The 6,434-nt window shown below is 72.4% G+C and carries 5 protein-coding genes and 1 pseudogene; 1 reads left to right on the top strand and 5 read right to left on the bottom strand.

Annotated features, from left to right (window positions below; genetic code table 11):
* Window positions 1-245: pseudogene (locus C1A33_RS17380) on the bottom strand (DDE-type integrase/transposase/recombinase); the annotation flags it as partial.
* 816 nt (window positions 246-1,061) lie between these two features.
* Here C1A33_RS17380 and C1A33_RS17375 point away from each other — a divergent pair.
* Entirely contained in the window at window positions 1,062-2,063 is a 1,002-nt protein-coding gene (locus C1A33_RS17375; protein ID WP_243407655.1) for a glycosyltransferase family 4 protein, read from the top strand.
* A gap of 92 nt (window positions 2,064-2,155) precedes the next feature.
* Here the strand turns inward: C1A33_RS17375 and C1A33_RS17370 are convergent, their stop codons facing one another.
* The 4 genes from C1A33_RS17370 to C1A33_RS17355 all read right to left on the bottom strand — a co-directional run.
* Complete coding sequence (locus tag C1A33_RS17370; protein WP_243407654.1) at window positions 2,156-3,676, bottom strand: glycoside hydrolase family 130 protein; 1,521 nt, start codon at window positions 3,674-3,676, stop codon at window positions 2,156-2,158.
* A complete protein-coding gene (locus C1A33_RS17365; RefSeq protein WP_243407653.1) occupies window positions 3,673-4,689 on the bottom strand; it encodes a glycosyltransferase in 1,017 nt (338 codons plus the stop codon). Before C1A33_RS17365 ends, C1A33_RS17370 begins: the two co-directional genes overlap by 4 nt.
* Window positions 4,689-5,915, bottom strand: coding sequence for a glycosyltransferase (locus tag C1A33_RS17360; RefSeq protein WP_243407652.1), 1,227 nt, complete (start codon window positions 5,913-5,915; stop codon window positions 4,689-4,691). The genes C1A33_RS17365 and C1A33_RS17360 overlap by 1 nt, the downstream gene beginning before the upstream one ends.
* Window positions 5,916-6,012: 97 nt before the next feature.
* Window positions 6,013-6,434, bottom strand: a 422-nt coding sequence (locus tag C1A33_RS17355; protein ID WP_279354646.1) for a TCP-1/cpn60 chaperonin family protein, incomplete at its 5' end; no start/stop codon positions are given.

Raw genomic sequence — 6,434 nt, 5'->3', positions numbered from 1 at the left:
CACGCACGGTTCTGAGGGGACGGGGACGCAGCAATGCGCCCCCGTTACCCGGCCGTGTCCGGCGCTGACGGTCTGGATGGAGCGGAGGCGTTCAGTCCGCGCATCGGTCGGAGCCGGGCTTTGAGCCGGCCGTGGTCGGCTTCGATCCAGTTGTTCTTCCGGGCGGCGTCGACGTGGCAGGCCTCGGGTAGGAGTTCGTCGAGGAGCCGCGGGTGGACCGGTGCCTTGTCGGTCGTGACCTCGAGCACCGGGACACTCGCATTGAAAGCAGTCGTCCGCCGCAGCGCGCGCGACGGCGGGACCGGTCGCCAGACCAGGTCCTCTCCGCCGACCCGAGCCGTGTTGATCGCGAGGACCGCGGCGCTGGGGTGGGTGGACTTTTCGCCAGCCAGGAGGTCTGGACGGCCGTCTCCGCGTGAGCCTGCGCGTCACCCGACCAGTCGGTTGATCTTGCGGTCCCGCGTCGTTCACACGGCCCGGGACCTCGATGTATATGGCCTGGGCCTCTGCTCGCCGTTGCAGATTCGTGCCGCAGGCCAGCCGGCCAAACAGCTGTTAGGTGGCGAGTGCGGACAGCGTGAACGTGTGTGCGATGTGTAGTCGCATGGGTCATGGTGGTTGGGGTTGTTTGTGGTGCGTTGCCGAGGCGCGACAGGCCTCCCCAACCCTGGTATGTGCAGCTCAAGGTGGGTGGTCTCGGGGAGCGGTGGGGGGTTCGATTCATCTGCGGAGGCCTTGGCCTGCGTCGGGGTGACGGCTGGCATCAGGGCGCTCGGCGTCGTTGCCGCTATCTTGTTCCGTGGTAATAAAGCGTCTTCCTGGCTACTCGTCTGCGACGGCGGGCGGGTGGCTTTGCGGTGGTGTCCGCTGGTGTGATCGCGGGAGTCTGGCTGCTGGGTCTGATCGTTGTGCTGCGCGGTACGACGCCTGCGGAGAGGCCGCGGATCACCGCGGCGTACGGCCGGGCGGGGCGGGCCCATACTGCTCGTGGGCGGTCCGTGGAGACTCTCGGCTTTGAGGCGGTTGAGCATGGTGATCGACAGGGCGACGAGGAGGGCGGTGTGAAGGTCGCGATGCTGGCGCCGGTGGCGTGGCGCACCCCGCCGCGGCACTACGGCCCGTGGGAACAGATCGCCAGCCACCTCGCGGAGGGCCTGCTGGCGCGCGGCGTCGATGTCACCCTGTTCGCGACGTTGGACTCGCGCACGGCCGGGAAGCTGGATGGCGTATGCCCGCACGGGTATGCCGAGGACCCGGCGCTCGACGGCCGGGTGTGGGAGGCGTTGCACGTGTCCCATGCGCTGGCCCGCTCCGGCGAGTTCGACCTCGTGCACAGTCATCTTGACTGGCTGCCGTTGGCGTTCGCGGCGCATGTCCGGGCCCCGATGGTCACGACGGTCCACGGGTTCTCGGACCCGCGCATCCTCCCCGCCTACAGCCGGGCGGCCTCCGCCTACGTGTCCATCTCCGACGCCGATCGCAGCCCTGAACTGGACTATGTCGCGACGGTGCACCACGGCATCGACCTGGCGGCCCTGCCGTTCTCGGCGGCCGGCGGCGAGGATCTGGTGGTACTCGGCCGGATCCATCCCGACAAGGGCACCGCGGCAGCCATCGAGATCGCCCGGATGGCCGGCCGGCGGCTGGTGATCTGCGGGATCATCCAGGACGAGCATTACTTCGCCGAGCAGGTGCTGCCCCACGTCGACGGGGACGCGGTGAGCTACCTCGGGCCGGTGGGGCCGTCCCGGCGAGCCGAGGTGCTGGGGTGCGCCGCGGCGCTGCTCCATCCGATCGCGTTCGACGAACCGTTCGGCCTCGCGGTCGTGGAGGCGATGGCCTGCGGCACACCGGTCGTCACCTACCCGCGTGGAGCCATGCCGGAGATCGTCGACGAGGGGGTGACCGGGTTCCTGGTCGACGGCCCGGCCGCGGCGGCGGCCGCGGTGGATCGGGCCGCCGGTCTCGACCGTGCCGCCTGCCGGGCCATGGCGAGCCGGCGGTTCTCGACGGCTCGCATGGTCACCGACTATCTGGCTGTCTACGGACGCATCCTCGGCTGACAGGTTCCGCGGTTCGGGCCAGCCCCCCGGGGGTCAGGCTCATCGAGTCAGGCCACGTCAGGTCAGGCCCACGTCAGGTCAGGCCCGTCAGGTCAGGCTCGGGGGATCATCCGCGCGAGCAGGGCGTCGACGGGCACGCTCGCCATCCCGACCCGGGAGTCACCGATCCCGTGAGGCAGCCACAGCCGGCCGTCGTGGACCAGTCCGCCACAGGAGTAGACGACGTTGGGGACGTAGCCCTCGGACTCGGTCGTGATCGGGGTGAGCAGCGGCTCGGGCAGTGCCGCGACCACGGTGGACGGGTCCGCCAGATCGAGCAGGATCGCTCCCACCGTGTAGGTGCGCATCGGCCCGACGCCGTGGGTGAGGACGAGCCAGCCCGCCGACGTCTCGATGGGTGAACCGCAGTTGCCGACCTGGATGAGTTCGAAGGCCGCCGTCGACTGGTGGACCGGGCGAAACGGTTCCCAGACCAGCCCGTCAGCCGAGGCGGTCAGACCGGTGGTCTCCCCGTCGGATCGGCAGAGCGCGAGGTGACGGCCGCCGACGAGCCGAGGGAACAGCGCCATCCCCTTGTTCCGGGCTGCCGGGCCGGTGAGCGGCGAGGTCGTGAACGTCCGCAGATCGGGGCTGGTGATCAGCCTCGGCCGGATGTCGATGCCGTCATAGGCGGTGTAGGTCGCCCGGTAGTCGACGGTCCCGTCCGGCGCGGTGAAGCGGACGAACCGCGCGTCCTCCATTCCTTTACTCTCGCTGGCGACGGTGGGCCACAGCACCCGTTGCGCGAGACCGCTGTCCGCCGGGAACTCGACTCTTCGCAGCGTTCCGGCGACGGACCGGATCCCGGCCAGGATGCCGGCGGCCTGGGGACGGCGCAGGAGATCCGCAGGCATGCTGGCGAAGGCCTGTTCAAGGTCACCGCCCGCCAGGCTCCGGTCGAGGGCGTCGAGGACCGAACGCGTCACCTCGTCGTCGAGGCCGTCGTCGGTGAGCAGGGCACGCAGCCGATCGTGCTCCCAGGTGACCGGCACGGCCACGCCCGTGGTGAGCGGACCGGTGCGCGGCTCCAGTCGCACCGCCGAGCCCGGGCCGATCACGGCGACCGCGAAGCCGATCGAGGACAGGTGCCCCTCACCGACGGCGCGCAGGCTGAGCGCCAGCCGCAGCGCGCCGGCGTGAAGCCCCGACTGGTCGGGGTGCGCGACCGCCGAGGGATTGGTCACGGCCGCGCCCTCCACCGCGTACTCGGCGGTGAAGCACGCGCCGAGCAGCAGCGTGCGCACCGGCGAGAGCTCCGTCGGCGTACGGACCCGAGGAGCGACGATCGCGGCGTGCCGCGTCAGGATGCCCCGGTAGTCCCGGTGACGCGGCCCGAACCGGTCGAGCAGGGCCGCGACGAGGACGTCGACCTCGTCATCGCCCAGAGCGAGCACCCTGGCCACGATGCCCGCGGCCCGGGAGTGCGGCTCGTTGCCCTCCTCGCCGGGAAGGAAGAGCTTCGCGATGACCCTGCCGGGGTCCGCGGTCAGCGTCAGTGGATGCCGGGTGACCAGGTCCGACTCCAAGGTCACGGGGTCGGGCTCGAGCGTCACGGGGTCGGGCTCGAGAGTCACGGTGTCCTTGACGCGAGCAGGCGGCGAGCGTGCTGCGCTGTCGAGAGCAGGGCGAGGGTGGACTCCGCCCCCTGGTTGGCGTTGCATCCCTCGGGTTCGAGGCCGTCGTGGCAACCGCCGGTCGCGACGTCGATCAGCGGGGTGCCGTTGTCGTTCTCGCCGAGGAACCATCCGTGCGCCCGCCCGAGACCGGTCAGCCACCGGTTCCGGCCGGTCGCAGCGTAGGCCCGCGCGCAGGCATCCGCGATGGCGGCGGCCTCGATGGGCTGCTGGTCGAAGCCGGGCCTGCGATCACCGCGGGGGCGCCGGCCGGCGACGGGGGTCGGCGACAGCGTCCCGCCCCGGGTCTCCATGTGAAGCAGCCAGGCCAGCAGCCGCGCTCCGTCCGCGAGCGCCGCGGAGTCGGGCAGGCACATGCCGGCGAGGATCAGCGCCTCCGGCACCGCCGCGTTGGCGTAGCGCAGCGTGGGCTCGGGCCACGGCCAGGCGGGATCGTCGCCGATCGGGCCGATCGCGGCGACGGCGTCGGTGAGCAGGGCCCGGGCCGCGCTGTCGTCCGGGTGGGCGAGCAGCATCTCGCCGGCGCCGAGGGCGGCGAAGGTCATGGCCCGCGGCCAGGGGGATCGCCGAGCGGCGCTGGCGTGGAACCCCTCGCGGGCCATCGCCCGCAGCCGCGAGGTGGGCGCCAGGGCCGCCGCGGTGCCCAGCCCCCACAGTGCCCGCCCCCAGCAGTCTCCGACCTCGGGGTTGTCCAGCCAGCGACCCTCGGTGTCCCGCCGGTTGACGATCAGCCCGTCCGGCGCCTGCGCCGCCAGCACGAAGAGGAGATAACGCTCGAGCAGTCGGATGAGCTCCAGCGGTGGCGACGGCTCGCGGGAGAGAACGACGAGCCCGCGCGCGACGTCGTCCACGCAGTAGCCGTACTCCCGGCGTGGGATCGAGCCGAGCGCATGCTCGAACAGGCCGATGTCGTCGCTGAGCCGGAGAAGATGGTGGAACGAGATCGCGGCCATCACCGCCTCGCCGTCACGGTCGCCGTAGCCGTCGTGGGCGTGCGCGTCGGCGTCGGCACCGTCCCAGGAGCTCGCTGGGACACGGGCGCGACGCTCGGCCTGCTTCCGGTGCGGGCGGCCAACCCGGCCGCCAGCCGGCGGTAGCGCCGGGCCACCGCGGGCCACAGCAGCTCGGGTGCGTGGGCGGCGGTGGCGCTCGCCAGCCCGCGGACGACGCCGTCGTCGGTGATGATGCTGCGCACCGCCGCCGCGATCGCCGCCACGTCACCGTGGGGTACGAGCAGGCCGGTGCCGTCGCCGAGCAGTTCGACCGCGTGCGGGAAGCGGGTGGCGACGACGGGCCGCAGCGCCGTGACCGCCTCGATGAGGATGCCGGAGGTCACCTGGTCGACGGAGTCGTAGGGGAGCAGGACGACGTCGGCGCCGCTCACGAGCTCGGCGAGCGATCCCGGGTCGAGGTAGCGGTGGTCGAAGACGACCGCATCGGTCACGCCGAGCCGAGCGGCCAGGGCGGCAAGCCCGTCGCGGTACGCCTCGCCCTCCCGGGCGAGCACCTTGGGATGGGTCAGGCCGGCGACGAGGTAACGCGGAGCCGGGTCGAGGTCGGCCAGCTCCGCCATCGCCGCGATGCCCCATTCGATGCCCTTGCCTGGGCCGAGCAGGCCCCAGGTGAGGACGGTCGGCCGGGCGGACCGCGCCGGCGCGGCGCGCCGGTTCTCGGCCGCGCCGTGGGGGATGACCGAAACCCGGTGCGTGTGGGCCCGGTACCCGTCGACCAGCCGGACCCGCGCGGTCTCGGTCATCACGACGACCGCGTCCGCCGACGCGACCAGCGCCTCCAGGACCTCACGCTGGTGCTGGGTCGGGCGCACGAGCACGGTGTGCAGGACGACCACCACCGGCACCTCGACGTTGTCGAGGACCTCGATCACCTCGTCGCCGTCCGGACCGCCGTAGACCCCGTACTCGTGCTGCACGATGACGACGTCGAAACCGTTCAGGAGCCGCGCCGCGCGGCGCGGGCCGCCCGGGGTTCCGGCCACCAGGTCCCCCACGACGGCGGCCGGCCGCGGGCCGGGGCCCGCGGGCGCGTCGAGCAGCCGGACCACCCCGCTGGAGGCGCCGGGCGCCGTGCTGGTCAGTTCGTCGAACAGCGCCGCCGTGAAGGTGGCGAGGCCGCACTGTGTCGGGGGGTAGGTGCTGAGAAAGCCGTAACGGAGGGGCACGGAGGCCCACCTTCCGGTCAGGTGCCGACACCGAGTCGGCCGGCGGGTACGCGAGCGCTGTGCTCGGCGTGGATGCGCGGTGCGGCTGGCCGGCGGGTCAGAAACCCATACCAGCCATGGCATCCGCACCGTCCCCGGCGCCGCCGACCGACGGACGGTCCGCCACGACAACCTCGATGGTGAGGAACAGGCCGGCGATCGACGCGGCGTTCTGCAGCGCCGAGCGGGTGACCTTCACCGGGTCGATGATGCCGGCGGCGATCAGGTCCACGTACTCGCCGGTGGCCGCGTTCAGGCCGTGGCCGACCGGCAGGTCCCGGACCTTCTCGACGACGACACCGCCCTCGAGGCCCGCGTTGCTCGCGATCTGGCGGAGCGGGGCGGCCAGCGCCAGGGCCACGATCCTGGCGCCGGTTGCCTCGTCGCCGGAGAGGTCGAGCTTCTCGAAGGCGGTGATCGACGCTTGGAGGAGGGCGACGCCGCCACCGGCGACGATGCCTTCTTCGACGGCGGCCTTGG

Source organism: Frankia canadensis, assembly GCF_900197875.1.
GTDB classification, from domain to species: Bacteria; Actinomycetota; Actinomycetes; order Frankiales; family Frankiaceae; genus Frankia; species Frankia canadensis.
Note: the sequence above shows the minus strand (reverse complement) of the source record. Positions and strands in the feature narration are given on the sequence as shown.

What these genes read in the sequence shown, in the direction of transcription:
- C1A33_RS17365 (WP_243407653.1), bottom strand. Translation starts at nt 4,689, where the DNA reads ATGGCCGCGATCTCGTTCCACCATCTTCTCCGGCTCAGCGACGACATC.